Origin of the sequence: Streptomyces sp. NBC_00996, assembly GCF_045162675.1 — a bacterium.
Classification (GTDB): Bacteria; Actinomycetota; Actinomycetes; order Streptomycetales; family Streptomycetaceae; genus Streptomyces.
On sequence record NZ_CP108723.1, the window covers coordinates 1,733,118 to 1,750,613 of the forward strand.

The window sequence follows — 17,496 nt, forward strand, 5'->3', positions numbered from 1 at the left end:
CACGCGGTCGCGGAAGCGCTGACGGCCTTCCTCACCACCGCGGCGGCACCGCACGGCCACCGGCACTACACGGCTTCCAGCACCATCGCGTTGGCCAGCCCGCCCGCCTCGCACATCGTCTGCAGCGCGTAGCGGGCTCCGCGGGTTCGCATGGCGTGGACGAGGGTGGTCGTCAGGCGGGTGCCGCTCGCGCCGAGCGGGTGGCCGATCGCGATCGCTCCGCCGTGCACGTTGACCTTGGAAAGGTCCGCGCCCGTCTCCTGCTGCCAGGCGAGGACGACGGCCGCGAAGGCCTCGTTCACCTCGAAGAGATCGATGTCCCCGAGGGCCAGCCCCGCCTTGCGCAGCACCTTCTCGGTGGCTGGGACGACGCCCGTGAGCATCAGCAGCGGATCGGAGCCGGTGACGGCGAAGCTGTGCAGCCGGGCGATGGGCCGCAGGCCGAGGCGGGCCGCGGTCTCGCTCGACGTGATGAGCACGGCCGACGCGCCGTCGTTGATGGGGCTCGCGTTGCCCGCCGTGATGGACCAGTCGATCTGCCCGAAGCGCTCGCCGAAGGTGGGGTCGTAGTAGGCGGGCTTGAGTCCGGCGAGTATCTCCGTGGTGCTGGCGGGCCGAACGCACTCGTCGCGGGTCACTCCCTCCAGGGGCGCGACCTCGGCGTCGAACAGGCCGTTGTTCCACGCCGCGGCCGCCTTCTGGTGCGAGCTCACCGCGAAGGTGTCCATCTGCTCGCGCGAGATGCCCCACTTGGCGGCGATGAGTTCGGCGCTGATCCCCTGCGGCACCAGACCCTCCGGGTAGCGCTCGGCGACGCCCGGCCCGAAGGGATCCTTGCCCGCCGGCACGTTCGACCACATCGGGACCCGGCTCATCGACTCCACACCGCAGGCGACGACCATGTCGTACGCGCCCGACATGACGCCCTGCGCGGCGAAGTGCACGGCCTGCTGCGAGGAGCCGCACTGCCGGTCCACGGTGGTCGCCGGCACCGTCTCGGGGAATCCCGCGGAGAGCACGGCGTACCGGGTGGTGTTCATGGCCTGCTCGCCGACCTGGTCGACGGTGCCCCCGATGACGTCGTCGATCAGGGCCGGGTCGACCCCGGAGCGCTCGACGAGGGTGCGCAGCGTATGGGCGAGGAGCTCCACGGGGTGGACATGGGCGAGGGAGCCATTCGGCTTGCCCTTGCCGATGGGGGTGCGTACGGCTTCGACGATCACGGCGTCACGCATGGGATGCCTCTCAGGTCTCTGAGGTCAGGGAACCGGTGACCGAGCGGGTTCGCTCTTCAAACTCAATAAGTTTGCTTTCCAAACCCGCTAAGTGACTCAAGAGTAGCTCAGTGGGTTGGACTATCCAACCCACCCCCTAGACTGGTGGCATGAAGGACGCGCGCCCCTGCTCGATCGCCGACACCCTCGCTCTCGTCGGCGAGAAGTACTCCCTGCTCGTCCTGCGTGAGGTGTCGTTGGGCGCCACGCGGTTCGACCAACTGGTCCGCAACATCGGCGCCCCGCGCGACGTACTGACGGCTCGCCTCAAGCGGCTCGTCGACGCCGACGTACTGGAGAAGATCGAGTACAGCGACCGCCCCAAGCGCTACGAGTACCGGCCCACCCAGGCCGGTCTGGAGCTGGTGCCGGTCCTGTGGACGCTCATGGCGTGGGGCGACCGCCACCTCCACGCCGACGGCGACCGCCCGATGGTGATCGAGCACATCTGCGGCCACGAACTCGTCCCGCGGGTAGTCTGCGGCGAGTGCGGCAATGAGGTGGAGCAAGGCGACCTGAAGGCGCACCCACAGGCACCGGGCTGGACGGTGACGGGGCCCGCGGCGGCGTAGCACGCGGCCCGGCGCAGGCCCGACGGGCCCCTTGCGGGCCTGGACGGTCGCCGTTCAACGGGCCTGGTCGGTCCTCCTTCTACGGGCCTAGACGGTCCCCTTGTAGATGTCGAGCCGTCCGCACATCCCGAACCGGCCATGGACGGCCGGCCGCTCGGCCCGCACCACGGCGTCACCGAGATGGGACGTGTCGCCCCGCTCCAGGCGGTCGAGCTGGTCCCCCGTGGCCGCGGCGGCCGCCTCGGCGCCCCGCCGCCACCGCTCACGCCACTCCGCGAGCCGGGGCCGCACCAGCGCGGCGGCGGCCCGGTGAAACGCGGCGAGCGGCTCGGGTCCGTCCGCGTCGCGCAGCGCCCGGTAGCCCTCCAGGGCAAGATCGCGCCGGGCCCGGGCGGCCCGCGCCTGCTCCTCCTCGGTCGCGTCCGCCGGAATGACGGTCGCGGCCGCGTAGGCCCCGGGGTCGGCCAGATACGCGGGGGGCAAGGTGAGGACCGCGTCACCCGCCTCCGGCAGACCGTTGTTCTGCATGAGGACGGTGATGCGCAGGTCGTCCTCATTGACGAGCCGGTGGATCGTGCCGGGCGTGAACCACGCGACCGTGCCCGGGACGAGCCGTGTGACCTCATACCCCGACGTCGTCAGCGTCTGCACCGATCCGCGCCCGCCGGTGACGACGTACGCCTCCGAACAGGTCAGGTGCAGATGAGGGGTTCCACCGCGCACGCCGTCGGCCGCGGGCCAGTCGTAGACGCAGAGGTGCGAGACGGCGACGGCCCCCGGGAGTCCGGTGAAGCCGGGGATCACAGCGCTCACCAGGGATGCTCCTCCAGGTACTTGGCGACCTCCTCGCGCTCCCAGGCGCCCTCGGCGACGACGACCCGGTAGCGGCGGGTGAGTGTTTCCCCGGGCGCGAGCTCCAGTTCGTCGAAGAAGGCGAGCGACGGGGCGACGGCCGCGAAGGGCTCGTTGCGGACGAACCAGTGGGCCGGGTGGGCGCCTCGCGACCCGGAGTGGTCGTTCTCGGGGGCGTGCGCGAAGACGAGGGTCGCGTGGCCGTCGGACCCGTCGTGCTCACCCGAGTACGCGAGCCACGACGCCTGCCGCCCCATCAGCTCGACCTCTTCGGAGTCGGGCCCGATGACCCGGCCGCCACGGAAGGCGCGCGGGCCACGCCAGAACAGGCCCGTGTAGCCCGCCATCTCCCGCCCGGCGGTGGTGGGGCTGCCGAAGCGCAGGGGCTCCGCACGGCGGTTGGTGACCGCGGTGGTCCAGGTCAGCGCCCAGGAGCCCGCTCCGAGATCGATGTCGTGCACCTCGATGCGGCGCTCCTCGTCGGCCCACGGGTCACCGTCGTACGGATGCCAGGTGAGGCGCTCGGCGATGACCGCGCGGGCACCGTCCGAGGCGACCTCGTCGAAGATGACGTGCGCCATCGACCCGACGCGCTCCGGGAGTTCGAGATATCCCTTTCCGTGGACGTATGTGTTGCCACCCCACAGGTTCTGCCCGGAGAGGTGCGAGGCCGTCATCTGGAGGCCCTTGTGCCACCGGTGGTCGTTGGGCCGGTAGTCCGTGACGACGTTGTTCGCCAGTGTCCTGAGCGGATGCAGATACGGCTTCGGGGACTCCCAGGCGGCCTCGGGCCGGTAGACGTAGCTCAACAGCTCCACGCCGCTGGTGACTTCACTGACGGTGACGCGCTCCCCGTGTGTGTGGACGAGGCGCAGGCCCCCCTGCGAGGACATGGTCACGCCGGCACCTCCTGGTCCAGGGACACCTCGGGGACCACGGGCGCCCAGCCGGGCGCGCCGCCGTGCAGGGCCGCGTAGTACGGATCCCCCGGGCCGATCTCCCCCGCGCGGACGGTCGTGTCCGTGAACGCCGACTTGTAGAGCGCGGTGATCAGTTCCAGGCTGGTCCGTCCGTCGGCGCCGCTGCTGCGCGGCCGTTCCCCGGCGCGCATGCTCGCGACCAGCTCCCGCAACTGCGCGAGGTGCGAACTCGGCACGTCCGCGCCGAAGTTCCGCCAGGCCGCGACGTCGGCGTCCGGCACATCCGGTGCCGGAGTGATGCGCCAGTTGTCGTTGCTGTGCCCGTACAGGTGCGTGAGCTCGACGGTCCCGCGCTCGCAGTCGATGCGGATGCGGCTCACCTCGTCGGGGCTCAGAACGCTGTTGACGACAGTGGCCATCGCGCCGCTCGCGAAGCGGACGAGTGCGGTCGAGACGTCCTCCGTCTCCACATCGTGCACCAGGCGTCCGGCCATCGCCCGCACCTCGCTCCACGGCCCCAGCAGGTCGAGCAGCAGGTCCATCTGGTGGATGCCGTGTCCCATCGCGGGCCCGCCGCCCTCGGTGGCCCAGCGTCCGCGCCAGGGCACGGCATAGTAGTCGGCGTTGCGGTACCAGGTGGTCTGGCAGTGCGCGACCAGGGGACGGCCCATGGCCTCCTCGGCGATCAGGCGCCGTACGTGCCGGGCGCCCGAGCCGAAGCGGTGCTGGAAGACGATCGACGCGTACGGGCCCCCGTCCGTCCCCTCCTCCGCCTCGACGGCGTCGAAGTCGGTCAGCGTCGGGACGGGCGGCTTCTCGCACCACACCCAGGCGCCGGCGCGCAGCGCGGCGACGGTCTGCTCGCGGTGCAGGGTCGGCGGAGTGCAGATGGCGACCAGGTCGGGCCGCTGTTCTTCGAGCATCCGGGCCAGATCGGTGTACGCATGCGGAATCCCCGCCTCGGCGCAGAACTCCCGGACCGCGCCCTCGGCGATGTCGACCGCGGCCACGATCTCCGTCTCGCCCTCCTCGGCGAGCCGCGCGAGCGCCGGATAGTGGCTCCCGCGCGCGATGGCGCCCGCGCCGATGAGGGCGGCCCGGATCGGGCGGCCGTCGAACGCGGTCGCGGGGCGGTTCGCGGAGGTCTCGGGGCTGCTTGCGGTGCGGGATGTGCTCATGTACGTGATCAGCGCTCCATCGGACGTGACGTCAGACGTTGGCAGACGCATGATGCCCCGAGCGAAACCCGGCAACAGCAAGCGCTTTCTCCAATGCTGCAACGTATGCGGCGATCCAGCGGCCGGTCAACACCCCGGTCACGCCATGGACAACGCTGCCGCGCATCCCGGGCAGGCCCGCCTCGTACGGCTGCGAAACCCCTGTGGCCGGGCTGTCACGGCCGGACGCTACGCTGCCCTCCACACCCTTGATCACCCGAACGGCGGCACGGCCTGCCCGACGCCCCTCCCACCATCGGCACTTGGACCACGTAACTTCATGTCTTGGTTTGAATCCCTCATCCTCGGACTTGTCCAGGGGCTGACCGAGTTCCTTCCCGTCTCCTCCAGCGCCCATCTGCGTCTGACCGCGGCGTTCGCGAGCTGGGACGACCCGGGTGCGGCCTTCACCGCGATCACCCAGCTCGGCACGGAGGCCGCGGTCCTGATCTACTTCCGCAAGGACGTCGGACGGATTCTCTCGGCGTGGTTCCGCTCGCTCACCAGCAAGACGATGCGGCGGGACCACGACGCACAGATGGGCTGGCTGGTGATCGTCGGCTCCATTCCGATCGGTGTGCTGGGGGTGACGCTCAAGGACCAGATCGAGGGGCCCTTCCGCGATCTTCGGGTCACCGCGACGATGCTGATCGTGATGGGCGTGGTCATCGGCGTCGCCGACCGGCTCGCGGCACGCGACGAGACGGGCGGCAGGCACCGGGCGGCCAAGCAGCGCAAGACACTTGAGGATCTGAACGCCAAGGACGGCCTGCTCTACGGCCTCTGCCAGGCGATGGCACTGGTCCCCGGAGTCTCCCGGTCCGGCGCGACCATCAGCGGCGGCCTGTTCATGGGCTACACCCGCGAGGCGGCCGCCCGATACTCCTTCCTCCTCGCCATGCCCGCCGTCCTCGCCTCCGGCACCTTCGAGCTCAAGGACGCCGCCGAGGAGGGGCACATCTCCTGGGGTCCGACGATCTTCGCGACGGTGATCGCGTTCGCGGTCGGCTACGCCGTCATCGCATGGTTCATGAAGTTCATCTCGCACAAGAGCTTCATGCCGTTCGTCTGGTACCGGATCACGCTCGGCATCGTCATCATCGCGCTGGTGTCGACGGGCGGTCTGAGCCCGCACGCGGCGGAGTCGTCGGGCTGACGGCTCGCACCCCGGGCGCCCCTGTCGTCCCGGGCAGGGCGAGCGCCCAGGGTTCCTCCTCGATCCGCGCCCCGTTGGCGACGTACGCGATCGTCCGGTACCAGCCCGCGAGGACCAGCAGCTCCAGGAACTCCTGTTCGTCGAGATGCTCGCACAGCCCGCTCCACACCGCGTCGCTCACGCGCGCGCCACGATGGGAGGCACCCCCACCCCCGGCCGCCCGGTGCGCGGTTCGGCCACCGGCCGTCCCGTCATGGCCGCCCTCGACCTCCTCGGCCGACGCTGGGCCCTGCGCGTGATCTGGGAACTTCACCGCAGCGAAGCTCCGATCGGCTTCCGCGACCTGCGGCGCCGCTGCGACGACATGTCCTCCAGCGTCCTGGCCACCCGACTCAGAGAACTCCGTGAGGCGGACATCGCCGCGCATACGGCCCAGTCGGCCTGGCATCTCACCCCCCTCGGCGACGACTTGGTGACCGCGATGCGGCCTCTGCTGGACTGGTCCCGCGCCTGGGCCGAGCGAGAGTGAGAGCGAGGCCCGGACCGGGACCGCAGCGCGCTTGAACCCAGCCCTCGACGACCCCGCGAAAGTCCAGCGACAGCGGGCCTCGGGCCTGGCCATAATCCCTTTCCATGGCCTTGACTCAGCAATTCGCCCGTGTCTCTCCGGAGTACCTGGCGCAGTGTCGCGAGTCGGCCCTCGGTTCGCCCGGTGCTGCCCCCGGTTGGGCCCCTCCGTCCCGCGATCTCCTCGACGCCGACTGGGCGTTGTGGGGCCTCATCTGGTACTGCCGCAAGACGGCCGCCCACCCACGTCTGGTCGACGTGCTCGGCCGGGCGTTGACCGGCGATCCCGGGGGCGACATCGGCTTCCTCGACCACGACGAGGTGTACGACGCCGTCGCCGACCCGCCCGGTCTGCTGGCTCCCGCCGCGGTCGACGAGATCACCCGCGCCCTCTTCGACGTGGACATCGGCCGAGTCCTCGCGGATCTGCCGCAATCCCCGGAAGCCGCCGCCTCTGTCGTCGGATTCGAGGGGTTTCGTGGCAACGTACGGGACTACCTGGTCGAGCACTTCCTCGCGCTGCGTGCCTTCTTCCGCGGCGCGCAACTGCGCGGTCAGTGCGTCGTCGTCTGGATCGACTGAGTGGATCGACTGAGCCCGCTCGAGGCGGTGCTCGACGGGCAGCGCCTCGGATTCCCCGCCCGCCGTGACGAAGCACATACGGCATGAGTAGCCGTCCGGTAGCGCACCGTCAGTCCTTGCCCCTAGGCTTGTGCGCATGTCCCCCGATTTCACTCCCTCTGGTTCCGTGCGGTCCGCTGCCGCGTTAAACGAGCAGATCCGCGCCCTGTGGACGCGCGCGGGCGGTTCCCTGTCCGCCCAGGAGCGGGCGGAGTACGAACTGCTGGTCGTGAAGTGGGCGGAAGCGATTCGGGGAGAGATCGTCGAGGCGGCATGAGAGCCGCGGGGTGAGCGCGCCGACCGGGCCCTGGCTACGCACCGGTCCAAGCCGACGCATCTCCACGAGAGCCGGTCAGTCGAAGCCGATGTATCTCGAGGGCAGCCGACCGCGTGTGACGGCCACAGCCGCCCCAGCCCAAGCCGACACGCAGCCGACCAGCCGCAGCCGACTCGTCTTCAGGGCAGCCGACCAATCGAAGTCGGCGCGTCTTCAGGGCAGCCGGCCAGCCGCAGCCGGCCCATCGACATCCACACTGCAGCCCGCCGGCCGAGGCCAGTACGTCCCCACGGCAACCCGCCACTTGAGGCCGGCGCACCCGTGCTCACTTGAGCCCGAAGAGCCCGCGGTTCAGCGTCGGCCGCCGAGCGGTGGCGCCCCGTCACCGCCCCCGGACACCCGAAGTACAGCCCCCGTCGTGTACGACGAGTCGGGCGACATCAACCACGCGATGGCGGCGGCGATTTCCTCGGCCTGTCCGACGCGACGGAGCGGAATCGACGAGCTGGCGCGCTCGGCGCGCCCCGGGTCACCCATCGTCGCGTGCAACTCGGTGTCGATCACGCCGGGTGCGACCGCGTTTGACGCGGATGCCGTCGGGGCCGAGTTCCTTGGCCAGACCCGTCGTCAGGGCGTCGAAGGCCGCCTTGGTTGCCGCGTAGTGCACGAACTCGCCGGGGCTGCCGAGCGTGGCAGCCGCCCCGGCGGTTCGGCGGTTCGGCGGTTCGGCAGGAGTGGCATGGCGACGCTCAGCGCGTGCAAGGAGTCGCGTGCAAGGAATGGGAGTGGCCACTGTCCGGAACCACTCCGTCACGCAGGTCGGCGAAGCGACCACCTCCGTCGCCGGCGCGTGTCGGGCGTTGTGGCACTTCAGACACGAATCCCTGTGGGCTGTGAACGTGGCTTGATGACCCATGTCATCCGGTCCCGCTTCCACGCGGACGGAAAACGGTTGGCGCGCCGCGGGACGGCCGATCCCCGGGCTGTACGCCTGGCAGACGGTGACCGTGGACGGCGTATGAAGGGCGCGTACGCGGAACTTGGGCTCGTTCGCAAGGGATTGATCGTTCACGGGCAACAGCGTCCACCGGGCGCCCCCGTCGGGGTCAGCGAATATCAGCCGCCGAATATCACCGCACGGCCCTTGGCGTGGCACGCCCCGTGGCCAACACTGAGCCGATGACGCAGCGTGTGGAGCTCGCGACCGTGATGGACCGGTTCGCCGTGGATGGACTCGTCACCGACTACGCGGTGGCGGTGGACGACGGGGACTGGGAGGCGTACCGGGGACTGTTCGCGCCGGACGGGCGCGCGGACTACCGCTCGGCCGGCGGCATCGAGGGGGACGCCGACCAGGTGGCGGGATGGCTCGCCCAGAGCATGGAGCTGTTCCCGATGCGCCAGCATTTGATCGTCAACCGGCGCGTCCGGTTCGGGATCCTCGAGCAGGACACGGGCGATACGGCCCGGGTCCAGGCGGATTACATCAATCCGATGAGGTTCGCGGGACACGACGGAGGATCCACCGCGCCGGACTTCGTGTGCGGCGGCCGTTACGCCTTCGGGCTGCTGCGTACGGACGACGGCTGGCGACTACGCCACGTGATCGTCCAGGAGAAGTGGCGCCGCAACCCGCGGACGCTCCAGCAACCGGCCGCCACCTGAGCGTGCCCGCCGCCGAAGCGGGCTCCCCACCGACGACACCCGCCACCTGAGCGGGCCCCCGGCCACGAAACCCGCCACCTGAGCGGGCCCCCGGCCACGACACCCGCCACCGGAGCGGCGCCCTGCCGACCACACTCACCACCACGGCCGCCCCCTGTCCATGCCCCCTGTCGGAGATCGTCTCCGACGCGCACACTGGAGGCACGCACCTGGGGAGGGAGGCGCTGCATGAAGAGGCCCGACCAATGGCTCGCCTCTCCTTGGCGGCGCGGGATCACCGCCGTGCTGGCGGGCGCGCTGCCCGTGTTCGCCTTTCCCGCCCCGTCCTGGTGGTGGTTCGCGTACATCGCGCTCGTGCCCTGGATCCTGCTGGCCCGCTCGGCCCCGACCGGCAGACGGGCCGCGTTCGACGGCTGGCTCGGCGGACTGGGCTTCATGCTCGCGGTGCACCACTGGCTGCTGCCGAGCCTCCATGTGTTCACGGTGGTCATAGCGGCCCTGCTCGGTGCGCTGTGGGCCCCTTGGGGCTGGCTCGTCCGTCGGTTCCTCGCCGGGGTGCCCTCGGCGGGGCGGGTCGGCGCCGCGCTCGTCGTACTGTCGTCGGGGTGGCTGGTGGTCGAACTGGCCCGGTCCTGGCAGGGCTTGGGCGGACCGTGGGGCCTGCTCGGGTCGAGCCAGTGGCAGGTGGAGCCCGCGCTGCGGCTGGCCTCCGTCGGCGGGGTGTGGCTGCTCAGCTTCCTGGTGGTGGCGGTCAACGTCGCCGTCGCCGTACTGGTCGCGGTGCGTGAGTCCCGTAGGCCCGCCGTGGCAGGGCTGCTCGCGACGGCTGCGGCGACCTCGGCGGCGTGGGTGTGGTCGCCGCGCCCCGACGTGGACGGCCGGGTCCGGATCGCCGTCGTGCAGCCCGGGATCGTCGACGGCCTGGGCAGCCCCGCCAAGCGGTTCGCGCGCGAGGAGGCGCTCACGCGTACGCTCGCCGGGCAGCATGTGAACCTGGTCGTCTGGGGCGAGAGCAGCGTCGGGTTCGACCTGGCCCACCGCCCCGACCTGGCGAACCGGATCGCCGCGCTCTCCCGCCTCACCGGCGCGGACATCCTGGTGAACGTCGACGCGCGCCGCTCCGACCGGCCCGGCATCTACAAGAGTTCGGTCCTGGTGGGACCGCAGGGCCCGACCGGCGACCGCTACGACAAGATGCGGCTCGTGCCCTTCGGCGAGTACGTACCCGCGCGTTCCCTGCTCGGCTGGGCGACCTCGGTGGGCAAGGCGGCGGGCGAGAACCGCAGGCGCGGCTCCGAGCAGGTGGTGATGAACGTCGGGCACGGGCTGCGCATCGGACCCATGGTCTGCTTCGAGACGGCGTTCCCCGACATGAGCCGCCATCTCGCCCAGGACGGCGCCGAGGTGCTCCTCGCGCAGTCCTCGACATCGACCTTCCAGAAGAGCTGGGCACCCGAGCAGCACGCCTCGCTGGCCGCGCTGCGGGCCGCCGAGACCGGCCGCCCCATGGTGCACGCGACGCTGACCGGCGTCTCCGCCGTCTACGGCCCGAGCGGCGAGCGCATCGGTTCCTGGCTCGGCACGGACGCGAGCACGACGATGGTGTACGAGGTGCCGCTGGCCCGGGGTGTCACGCCGTACGTCAGGTTCGGCGACTGGCCGGTGCACGCGGCCCTGCTGGTGCTGGGGGCGCTCTGCGCGACGGAGGGCGCCCGCGCGATCAGAGCGCGGCGGCACGCTCCTCAACCGCACGTACCACCCGCTCGCACAGTTCGTGAGTCGCCAGCGCGTCACGGGCACTGAGCACTTTGCCGGCCCGCACCGCGTCGAGGAAGGCGATCGCCACCTGCTCGATACCGCGCTGCCTGGCCACCGGCACCCAGTCCCCGCGCCGCCGGACGGTCGGCTGCCCCTTGTGATCGATCACCTCGGCGAGGTTGACCACCTGCCGCTTGGTGTCCTGGCCCGAGACCTCGAGGATCTCTTCGTTCGAGCCGCTGAGGCGGTTCATCACGCCGATCGCCGTGAAGCCGTCCCCTGCCAGTTGCAGCACGACATGGTGCATCAGCCCGTTCTCGACGCGGGCCCGTACGGTCACGTCGTCGACCGGTCCCGGCACCAGGAACCGCAGGGTGTCCACGACATGGATGAAGTCGTCCAGGACCATCGTGCGCGGCGCCTCGGGCAGTCCTACGCGGTTCTTCTGCATCAGGATCAGCTCACGCGGGTGATCGGCGCACTGCGCGTAAGCGGGCGCGTACCGCCGGTTGAAGCCGACGGCGAGACCGACGCTGCGCTCCTCCGCGAGCCGCACGAGCCGCTCGGAGTCGGCCAGTTCGTACGCGAGCGGCTTGTCGACGTACGTCGGTACCCCCGCCTCCAGCAGGCGTGTGACGATCTCGGGATGCGCGACAGTGGCGGCGTGCACGAACGCCGCGTCGAGGTCCTGCGCCAGGAGTTCCGCCAGGTCGGTGTGTCGCTGCGCCTCCGGAAGGTGGAGGCTGTCGGCGACCTGGCCGAGCGTCGCGGGCGCCCGCGTCTGCAGATGCAGCTCCACCCCGGGCTGGACGCCGAGCACCGGCAGATAGGCCTTCTGCGCGATGTCGCCGAGTCCGATGCAGCCGACTTTCACAACAGCCCGCCTCTCGATGATGCGCCGGTGACCGAGGCCGACCTGCTCTTCTGCCGGGAGGCCGGGGATTGTCCCCCGGGAAGGCACGGCACAGGGGTCTCCTCGAAGGGTGCGTTGCGGGTTCCTGACCTCGGGGGAAGCATACGGCTGCCCGGGCGGCCGCCAGTCGACGATGCCGTCGAAGCTCCGCAGGAACGACGCGGGCCCGGCCTGGGACAGCGCCGCGATCGCGGCGTTGCGTACGGCGATGCCGGCGCGGTTGCTCATCAGGTTCAGCCGGGCCACCTGGACGGCCTTCCGCGCGATGGCGGTCGTACGGGGCTTGCGGTCCGCCGTGTAAGCGGCCAGCTCGGTTCCCTCCGGGCGCGCGTGGTGGGCGAGCACGATCGCGTCCTCGATGGCCTGGTTGCCGCCCTGCCCGAGGGTCGGCGGCATGGCGTGCGCGGCGTCGCCGAGCAGGGCGACCCGTCCGCCGTGCAAGGCGGGCAGCGGCTCGACCATGTGATGGACGTCGTGGCGCAGTACGTCCAGCGGGCGGACCGCGTCGATCAGGGCAGGGATCGGATCGTGCCGGTCGCCAAACCGGCGCAGGAGCTCCTGCTTCTCGTCGTCCGCTCGCTCCCCGGCGGGAGCCACGGCGGCGCCGTAGGCGTAGATCCTGCCGTCCTGGAGCGGCTGCGTCCCCCAGATCCGGCCCCTGCCCCAGGTCTCGTGCGCGGCGAAGCGCAGCTCCGGCGCCGGGATGACGAAGCGCCACGTGGTGAAGCCGGAGTGGACGGGCCCGGGGTGCCGCGGGAAGAGCGCCTGCCGCACGCCGGAGTGGATGCCGTCGGCGCCCACGACCAGCTCGGCCTCCAGCTGGCCGTCCGGGGTAAGGACCAGGGCGGGGCGCGTGCCATTGCCGGGGTCGACCAGGGGCGCGGGGGCTGCCGTACGCACAGTGCCCTCGGGGAGCCGCGCGGCCAGCCGGTCGATGAGGGCCGCCCGGTGCAGAACCACAAGCGGGTCGCCGAAGCGGTCGGCGAGGGCGGTGGCACTGGTGTGGGACACCCAGCGGCCGTCCGGGGTGCGCATCCCGCCGTCACCCTGCCAGGCGGCGAGTTCCCGGATCTCGTCACCCACGCCGATCACGTCGAGCGCGCGCAGGGCATTGGGGGCGAGGGAGATGCCGGCGCCGACCGGGGCGAGCGTGGAGGAGCGTTCCAGGACAGTGACCTCGCGGAGCGCGAGGCTCAGGTGCTGACGCCCGACGAGATGCCGGATCCGCGGGGTGGGCCGGACACGCTCGCCGACGGTCTCGCGCTCGCCCTGCACCGGTATCTGACGCGCCATCGCGAACTGCTCGTCGCCCGCTACGAGCTGGCCCTGGAGGCCACCCGGCGGCCGGAGCTGCGGAAGTCCTTCGACGCGACGGGGCAGCGCTTCCGGGATCCGCTGAACGCGCTGGTCTCGGCGGCGGGGTCACGCGATCCCGCTCGCCATGTGCTGTCGCTGGTCGCCTGGTGCGATGGGCTGATGTTCTCGTGCGTGGCGGGTTCATTCCACGACTCCGTCCCGAACGTCGACGAACTGCGGGAGAGCTTCCGAGAGCTGTTGAGGGGGATGCTGACGCCATGAGGGCGGAGCGGCGCGAACCGAACCCGCCACGGACACGGAATGAGCGGTCCACCCACATGATCGAGGAGTACGCGCGCCACATCAGTCACGCGAATCCGATCCGGGAGCGGATCGACGGCGCCTCCGGGCGACGTAGAACAGCGAACACAGCGCCGGCGGGAGGGTGCGGCACGCACCACCGCGCCGACGAGCCGGTGAGACACGCACTACGGCGACGGTGACAGGGTGCGCACGCACCACGGCGACAGGGAAGGGTGCGGCACGCACCACGGCGCCTCCGGAGGTCGAGTCACCCGGCGCCGGGTCACCCTGCTGACGTCGACACCCACCGGAGGAGCGGAAGGTCACCCGTGTGGAGCAACCTTCGCTTATCCGCTCCCCAAGACAGACCCGACCCAGCAGAGTTGAGCGGGTGCATCGAACGACAACGACCGCAACGCTCCTGGTCACCGTGGCTGTCACCGCCCTCTCCGGCTGCGTGACCGTCCAGCGATCGCCCGCCTCCGGCACGCCGCCGGCGCCGTCCCGGCACGACGCACGGCGTCCGGACGGCAAGGCCGAGCCGCAGATCGTGCAGGCACCGGCGCGGGAGGCGCTGGAGCTCATCGGGCCGTCCCGGAAGCCCTCACCGAGTGCGGCGACACCGCGCCGTGCGGCTCCCGCACCGCCCGCCGCGGCACCGGCCGCCCCTCCGCGCCGCCCCCGTCCCGCCCCGCATCCCGAGCCACGGCGCCCCGAGCCCCGCGTCGCCGTCCCGCCCGCAGCCCCCGATATGTCGCAGAACGCGGACGTGTGTGCCCTCGGCAAGAAGTACGGGGGCTGGCAGGCGGACAGTCCGGAGTCGACCATCTGCCGGGGAGCGTACGGACATTGACGGAGTCGGCACCGGCCGCAAGCGGGTGCGCGGCCGCGAGGCGCGCGCCACGGGTGCCGGCGTGCGGCCGGTTCCTCCATGGATACGAGGCAGCCGGCCGGCACGCACGCTAGGGCCGCTGTCTCGGCGGCCCCAGTGTCTCGCCTCCGGGCCCGCCGAGGCGGTCGGGTCCGCAGGCCTCACCCGATGCCCCGGCACCGTCGAGCCGCAGCTCGAGGCGGCCGATCGCCGCCCGCACGCCATCCCCGTAGCTGTCGTCCCCGAGGGCGCCGACCGCCCCGCGAGCCCGGCGCAGATGGCTGCGGGCGGCCTCGGAGCGGCCCAGCTTCAGATAGTCGGCGGCCAGGTTCAGATGCAGTGACGGGTAGAACGCGCGTACCGCGAGCGGCTGGTGGTGCTCGGCGACCCGCCCGTCGCTGAGCTCCTCTGCCGCCGACAACGCCCTCAGGTCCCAGGCGAGTTCGTCCGAAGGATCGTCCTGCGTGTCGGCCATGTAGTGCGCCAGCGTGCAGCGGTGCAGGGGGTCGCCGTCCTCGCCGATCTCCGCCCACAGGTCCAGGAAGCGGCCCCGAGCCTCCTCGCGGTCACCGCCGTGGTGCAGCATGACGACCTGGCCGATCCGGGTCATGATGGCGTCCGGCGCCGCCTGCTCCTGTTGCTCCGCCACCGCGTCCTCCAGGCTCGTCGCTGTCCCTCACGACGCTAGCCCGAGGCAGTGACAATCACGCTCAGGCGCCCCGTGCACCGCTGGGCCGGCCCGGTGACGGTCCGGCCCAGCGGCTGTGGCGTCAGCCCAGGTCCGGGATCTGCCAATCGATGGGCTCGTGGCCCTGCCGGGCCACCGCCTCGTTGATCTGCGTGAACGGACGCGAACCGAAGAACTTCTTCGCGGACAGCGGCGAGGGGTGCGCCCCCTTCACCACCACGTGCCGCTCTTCGTCGATCAGCGGGAGCTTCTTCTGCGCGTAGTTGCCCCACAGTACGAAGACGGCCGGGTCGGGCCGGTCGGCCACCGCGCGGATCACCGCGTCCGTGAACCTCTCCCAGCCCTTGCCCTTGTGCGAGTTGGCCTCGCCGGAGCGCACGGTCAGCACCGCGTTCAGCAGCAGCACACCCTGCTCGGCCCACGGCATCAGATAGCCGTTGTCCGGGATCGAGGTGTCCAGCTCCTCCTTCATCTCCTTGTAGATGTTGCGGAGCGAAGGCGGGGTCTTCACCCCCGGGCGGACCGAGAAGCAGAGGCCATGCCCCTGACCCTCACCGTGGTAGGGGTCCTGGCCGAGGATGAGCACCTTCACCCGCTCGTACGGCGTCGCGTCGAGCGCGGCGAAGACCTCCTCCCGCGGAGGGTAGACGGGACCCTTCGCGCGCTCCTCCTCGACGAACTCGGTGAGTTCCTTGAAGTAGGGCTGCTGCAGCTCCTCGCCCAGGACGCCGCGCCAGGACTCGGGCAGCATGGCGATATCGGTCACGTCAACTTCCTCCGATGTGCGGTCACTTCCAGACCACAGAACCTACCGTCGCCCACTGACAATCGGCTCCGGCCCGCTCCCGCACGGCTGGTCCAGCCGGTCCAGCCGTGCGCTACCAGCTGGTTTTGCGGTGCAGCTCCCACATCGCCATGATCGTCGACGGGTCCAGGGCCCGCTCGCCGCCCGAGATCTCCTCGCTCGCGGCCACGTACTGCTTGCCCTGCCACAGCGGCAGCAGCCGGGCGTCGTCGACGAGGATCTGCTGGGCCTCCTCGAACTCCTTGACCACGGCGCCGCGGTTGCTCTGACGACGCGACTCCGGCAGCAGGCTGTTCGTGATCCGCGGGGCCTGATAGGGCGTACCGAGGGCGTTCTGATCGCCCACGAAAGGCGCGATGAAGTTCTCGGCGTCCGGGAAGTCGGGGAACCAGCCGCGCCCGAACACCGGGTACTCGCCCTTGCGGTAGCCCGCCTCGTACGTCTTCCAGGGGCGGCTCTTCAGCGTGACGCGGAACAGGCCGGAGCCTTCGAGCTGGCTCTTGAGCTCCCGGAACTCCGGGGCGGTCTCGGAACCGTAGCGGTCGGTCGTGTACCAGAGCGTGAGCGGGACGGGCTCCTTGATACCCGCCTCCAGGAGGATCTTGCGGGCCTTGGACGAACTGGGGTCCCCGTAGTCGTCGAAAAACCCGGCGCTGTGCCCGATCAGGCCCGCGGGGACCATGGAGTACAGCGGGTCGACGGTGTCCTTGTAGACCTTGTGCACGATGGCCGGCCGGTCGACGAGCTGGGCGATCGCCTTGCGGACCGCGAGCTTCCCGGCCCACGGGTCCTTCGGATTGAACACCAGGTAACTGATTTCGGTACCGGCGCCTTCGAGGAGCTGGATGCCCTTCTGGGAGTCGCGCCCCTGGAGCTCGACGATGTCCGATGCGGCGAGCCCGCGGTAGGTGACGTCGATCTTCTTTTTCCTGAGCGCTTCGACCATCTGGGCCGAGTCCGGGAAGTAGCGGATGGTGACCGCGTCGTTCTTCCGCTGGGCGAAGCCGTCGTAGTGGTCGTTCCTGACCAGTTCGGCCTTCTTGCCCTCCTCGTAGGACTGGAGGGTGTACGGCCCGGATCCGAAGACCTTGTCGTCCGTGCGTAGGGCGTCGGCGGGGTAGTCGTCGGGGTCGACGATCGACATGGCGGGGGTGGCCAGGACAAATGGGAAGGTGGCGTCCGGCTTGTTGAGGTGGAAGACGAGCTCGCGGTCACCCAGAACCTGGACCCGGTCGAGGCTGCCGAGCAGGCCCGCCGGACCGCCGCGTACCCCGATCTTCTTGATCCGGTCGATGGAGTGCTTGACGGCCCGGGCATCGAGCGTGTCTCCGTCGGAGAACTTCATGTCCGGGCGGAGCACGCAGCGGTACGCGCGATTGGATCGGTCCGTGAACTCGCAGTTCTTGGCCGCGTCCGGCTGGGGCGTGACCGCGCCGTTGGGGTAGCTCAGCAGCGTCTGGTAGATGTTGCGGAACAGCTCCCAGGAGCCGTCCCAGGAGGCGGCCGGGTCCAGCGTGCTCGGCGCACTGGTGGTGCCCACGACGATCGGCCCCTTGTCGCCGGACGATCCCGAGGAGAGCACGCCACACCCGGCCACCAGGGTTATGGACGTGGCCGCCGCCAGTTGCCGCAGACATCGGTTCCGGTTGAACACGCGCACGCTCCTCGATCTGCCGTACCAAGGGTCGGCAGACCATACCGCAGTGCCCTGCCGGTGGAACCACCTTCCCGGCAGGGCACT

Annotated in this window: 17 protein-coding genes and 5 pseudogenes; 10 read left to right on the forward strand and 12 right to left on the reverse strand. The window is 70.8% G+C overall.

Features of this window, described 5'->3' with window-relative positions; translation table 11 throughout:
* Positions 1 to 65: 65 nt before the first annotated feature.
* Entirely contained in the window at positions 66 to 1,235 is a 1,170-nt protein-coding gene (locus OG390_RS08370) for a thiolase family protein (RefSeq protein WP_406166321.1), read from the reverse strand.
* A 149-nt stretch (positions 1,236 to 1,384) separates the two neighbouring features.
* Between OG390_RS08370 and OG390_RS08375 the strand changes: the two genes are divergently transcribed.
* Entirely contained in the window at positions 1,385 to 1,846 is a 462-nt protein-coding gene (locus tag OG390_RS08375) for a winged helix-turn-helix transcriptional regulator (protein ID WP_406166322.1), read from the forward strand.
* Positions 1,847 to 1,933: 87 nt separating this feature from the next.
* Here the strand turns inward: OG390_RS08375 and OG390_RS08380 are convergent, their stop codons facing one another.
* Genes OG390_RS08380 through OG390_RS08390 form a run of 3 tightly spaced genes read right to left on the reverse strand, consistent with a single transcriptional unit; the run spans position 1,934 to position 4,796 of the window.
* Complete coding sequence (locus tag OG390_RS08380) at positions 1,934 to 2,662, reverse strand: cupin domain-containing protein (protein ID WP_406177562.1); 729 nt, start codon at positions 2,660 to 2,662, stop codon at positions 1,934 to 1,936.
* Positions 2,656 to 3,591: a PmoA family protein gene (locus tag OG390_RS08385; protein ID WP_406166324.1), complete on the reverse strand. Its 936-nt coding sequence runs from the start codon at positions 3,589 to 3,591 to the stop codon at positions 2,656 to 2,658. The genes OG390_RS08380 and OG390_RS08385 overlap by 7 nt, the downstream gene beginning before the upstream one ends.
* 2 nt (positions 3,592 to 3,593) lie before the next feature.
* On the reverse strand, positions 3,594 to 4,796 hold the full coding sequence (locus OG390_RS08390) for a Gfo/Idh/MocA family protein (protein WP_406166325.1): 1,203 nt from the start codon (positions 4,794 to 4,796) through the stop codon (positions 3,594 to 3,596).
* Between the two features lie 319 nt (positions 4,797 to 5,115).
* Between OG390_RS08390 and OG390_RS08395 the strand changes: the two genes are divergently transcribed.
* Positions 5,116 to 5,991 (forward strand): undecaprenyl-diphosphate phosphatase, encoded by an 876-nt coding sequence (locus OG390_RS08395; RefSeq protein WP_406166327.1) that lies wholly within the window; start codon positions 5,116 to 5,118, stop codon positions 5,989 to 5,991.
* Here the strand turns inward: OG390_RS08395 and OG390_RS08400 are convergent.
* Positions 5,933 to 6,172, reverse strand: a complete 240-nt coding sequence (locus tag OG390_RS08400; protein ID WP_406166329.1) for a hypothetical protein — start codon at positions 6,170 to 6,172, stop codon at positions 5,933 to 5,935. The two genes, OG390_RS08395 and OG390_RS08400, sit on opposite strands and share 59 nt — an antisense overlap.
* A 12-nt stretch (positions 6,173 to 6,184) precedes the next feature.
* Here OG390_RS08400 and OG390_RS08405 point away from each other — a divergent pair, with 12 nt between their 5' ends.
* The 3 genes from OG390_RS08405 (at position 6,185) to OG390_RS08415 (ending at position 7,456) form a co-directional block, all read left to right on the forward strand.
* Positions 6,185 to 6,520 carry a winged helix-turn-helix transcriptional regulator gene (locus OG390_RS08405; protein WP_406166331.1) on the forward strand — a complete coding sequence of 112 codons (336 nt, stop codon included), beginning with the start codon at positions 6,185 to 6,187 and terminating at the stop codon, positions 6,518 to 6,520.
* A 104-nt stretch (positions 6,521 to 6,624) separates the two neighbouring features.
* The gene (locus OG390_RS08410; protein WP_406166332.1) at positions 6,625 to 7,140 is read left to right on the forward strand and encodes a DUF1877 domain-containing protein; all 516 of its coding nucleotides are present in this window, start codon (positions 6,625 to 6,627) and stop codon (positions 7,138 to 7,140) included.
* 136 nt (positions 7,141 to 7,276) lie between these two features.
* Positions 7,277 to 7,456 (forward strand): hypothetical protein, encoded by a 180-nt coding sequence (locus OG390_RS08415; protein ID WP_399080078.1) that lies wholly within the window; start codon positions 7,277 to 7,279, stop codon positions 7,454 to 7,456.
* 351 nt (positions 7,457 to 7,807) lie between these two features.
* On the opposite strand, the pseudogene OG390_RS08420 reads toward OG390_RS08415, so the two are convergent.
* Positions 7,808 to 8,162 (reverse strand): annotated as a pseudogene (locus tag OG390_RS08420) (SDR family oxidoreductase); the annotation flags it as partial.
* Positions 8,163 to 8,356: 194 nt separating this feature from the next.
* Positions 8,357 to 8,528: pseudogene (locus tag OG390_RS08425) on the reverse strand (DUF4291 family protein); the annotation flags it as partial.
* A 107-nt stretch (positions 8,529 to 8,635) separates the two neighbouring features.
* On the opposite strand from OG390_RS08425, the gene OG390_RS08430 reads away from it, so the two are divergent.
* Entirely contained in the window at positions 8,636 to 9,121 is a 486-nt protein-coding gene (locus tag OG390_RS08430; RefSeq protein ID WP_406166334.1) for a nuclear transport factor 2 family protein, read from the forward strand.
* 228 nt (positions 9,122 to 9,349) lie between these two features.
* Positions 9,350 to 10,924: an apolipoprotein N-acyltransferase gene (gene lnt, locus OG390_RS08435; RefSeq protein WP_406166336.1), complete on the forward strand. Its 1,575-nt coding sequence runs from the start codon at positions 9,350 to 9,352 to the stop codon at positions 10,922 to 10,924.
* Here lnt and OG390_RS08440 read toward each other — a convergent pair.
* Together OG390_RS08440 and OG390_RS08445 are read right to left on the reverse strand one after the other, a co-directional pair.
* Complete coding sequence (locus OG390_RS08440) at positions 10,842 to 11,753, reverse strand: Gfo/Idh/MocA family protein (protein WP_406177563.1); 912 nt, start codon at positions 11,751 to 11,753, stop codon at positions 10,842 to 10,844. The two genes, lnt and OG390_RS08440, sit on opposite strands and share 83 nt — an antisense overlap.
* Before the next feature lie 135 nt (positions 11,754 to 11,888).
* Positions 11,889 to 13,016: pseudogene (locus OG390_RS08445) on the reverse strand (FAD-dependent monooxygenase); the annotation flags it as partial.
* Here OG390_RS08445 and OG390_RS08450 point away from each other — a divergent pair.
* From OG390_RS08450 to OG390_RS08460, 3 genes and pseudogenes are all read left to right on the forward strand, one after another.
* Positions 12,969 to 13,370 (forward strand): annotated as a pseudogene (locus tag OG390_RS08450) (TetR family transcriptional regulator C-terminal domain-containing protein); the annotation flags it as partial. The pseudogenes OG390_RS08445 and OG390_RS08450 overlap by 48 nt on opposite strands.
* An 11-nt stretch (positions 13,371 to 13,381) precedes the next feature.
* Positions 13,382 to 13,498 (forward strand): annotated as a pseudogene (locus OG390_RS08455) (DUF664 domain-containing protein); the annotation flags it as partial.
* 284 nt (positions 13,499 to 13,782) lie between these two features.
* Entirely contained in the window at positions 13,783 to 14,244 is a 462-nt protein-coding gene (locus OG390_RS08460; protein ID WP_406166337.1) for a hypothetical protein, read from the forward strand.
* A gap of 109 nt (positions 14,245 to 14,353) precedes the next feature.
* Here the strand turns inward: OG390_RS08460 and OG390_RS08465 are convergent, their stop codons facing one another.
* From OG390_RS08465 to OG390_RS08475, 3 genes are all read right to left on the reverse strand, one after another.
* Complete coding sequence (locus OG390_RS08465) at positions 14,354 to 14,911, reverse strand: hypothetical protein (protein ID WP_406166338.1); 558 nt, start codon at positions 14,909 to 14,911, stop codon at positions 14,354 to 14,356.
* A gap of 121 nt (positions 14,912 to 15,032) precedes the next feature.
* Positions 15,033 to 15,716, reverse strand: coding sequence for a uracil-DNA glycosylase (locus tag OG390_RS08470; RefSeq protein WP_406166339.1), 684 nt, complete (start codon positions 15,714 to 15,716; stop codon positions 15,033 to 15,035).
* Positions 15,717 to 15,828: 112 nt separating this feature from the next.
* Entirely contained in the window at positions 15,829 to 17,409 is a 1,581-nt protein-coding gene (locus OG390_RS08475; protein WP_406166341.1) for an ABC transporter substrate-binding protein, read from the reverse strand.
* Positions 17,410 to 17,496: the final 87 nt, after the last annotated feature.

Bases quoted from the DNA above. Each gene is read 5' to 3' on its own strand.
- OG390_RS08370 (WP_406166321.1), bottom strand. From the start codon at position 1,235: ATGCGTGACGCCGTGATCGTCGAAGCCGTACGCACCCCCATCGGCAAG.
- OG390_RS08375 (WP_406166322.1), top strand. From the start codon at position 1,385: ATGAAGGACGCGCGCCCCTGCTCGATCGCCGACACCCTCGCTCTCGTC.
- OG390_RS08385 (WP_406166324.1), bottom strand. From the start codon at position 3,591: ATGTCCTCGCAGGGGGGCCTGCGCCTCGTCCACACACACGGGGAGCGC.
- OG390_RS08390 (WP_406166325.1), bottom strand. From the start codon at position 4,796: ATGAGCACATCCCGCACCGCAAGCAGCCCCGAGACCTCCGCGAACCGC.
- OG390_RS08395 (WP_406166327.1), top strand. From the start codon at position 5,116: ATGTCTTGGTTTGAATCCCTCATCCTCGGACTTGTCCAGGGGCTGACC.
- OG390_RS08405 (WP_406166331.1), top strand. From the start codon at position 6,185: ATGGGAGGCACCCCCACCCCCGGCCGCCCGGTGCGCGGTTCGGCCACC.
- OG390_RS08410 (WP_406166332.1), top strand. From the start codon at position 6,625: ATGGCCTTGACTCAGCAATTCGCCCGTGTCTCTCCGGAGTACCTGGCG.
- OG390_RS08415 (WP_399080078.1), top strand. From the start codon at position 7,277: ATGTCCCCCGATTTCACTCCCTCTGGTTCCGTGCGGTCCGCTGCCGCG.
- OG390_RS08430 (WP_406166334.1), top strand. From the start codon at position 8,636: ATGACGCAGCGTGTGGAGCTCGCGACCGTGATGGACCGGTTCGCCGTG.
- lnt (WP_406166336.1), top strand. From the start codon at position 9,350: ATGAAGAGGCCCGACCAATGGCTCGCCTCTCCTTGGCGGCGCGGGATC.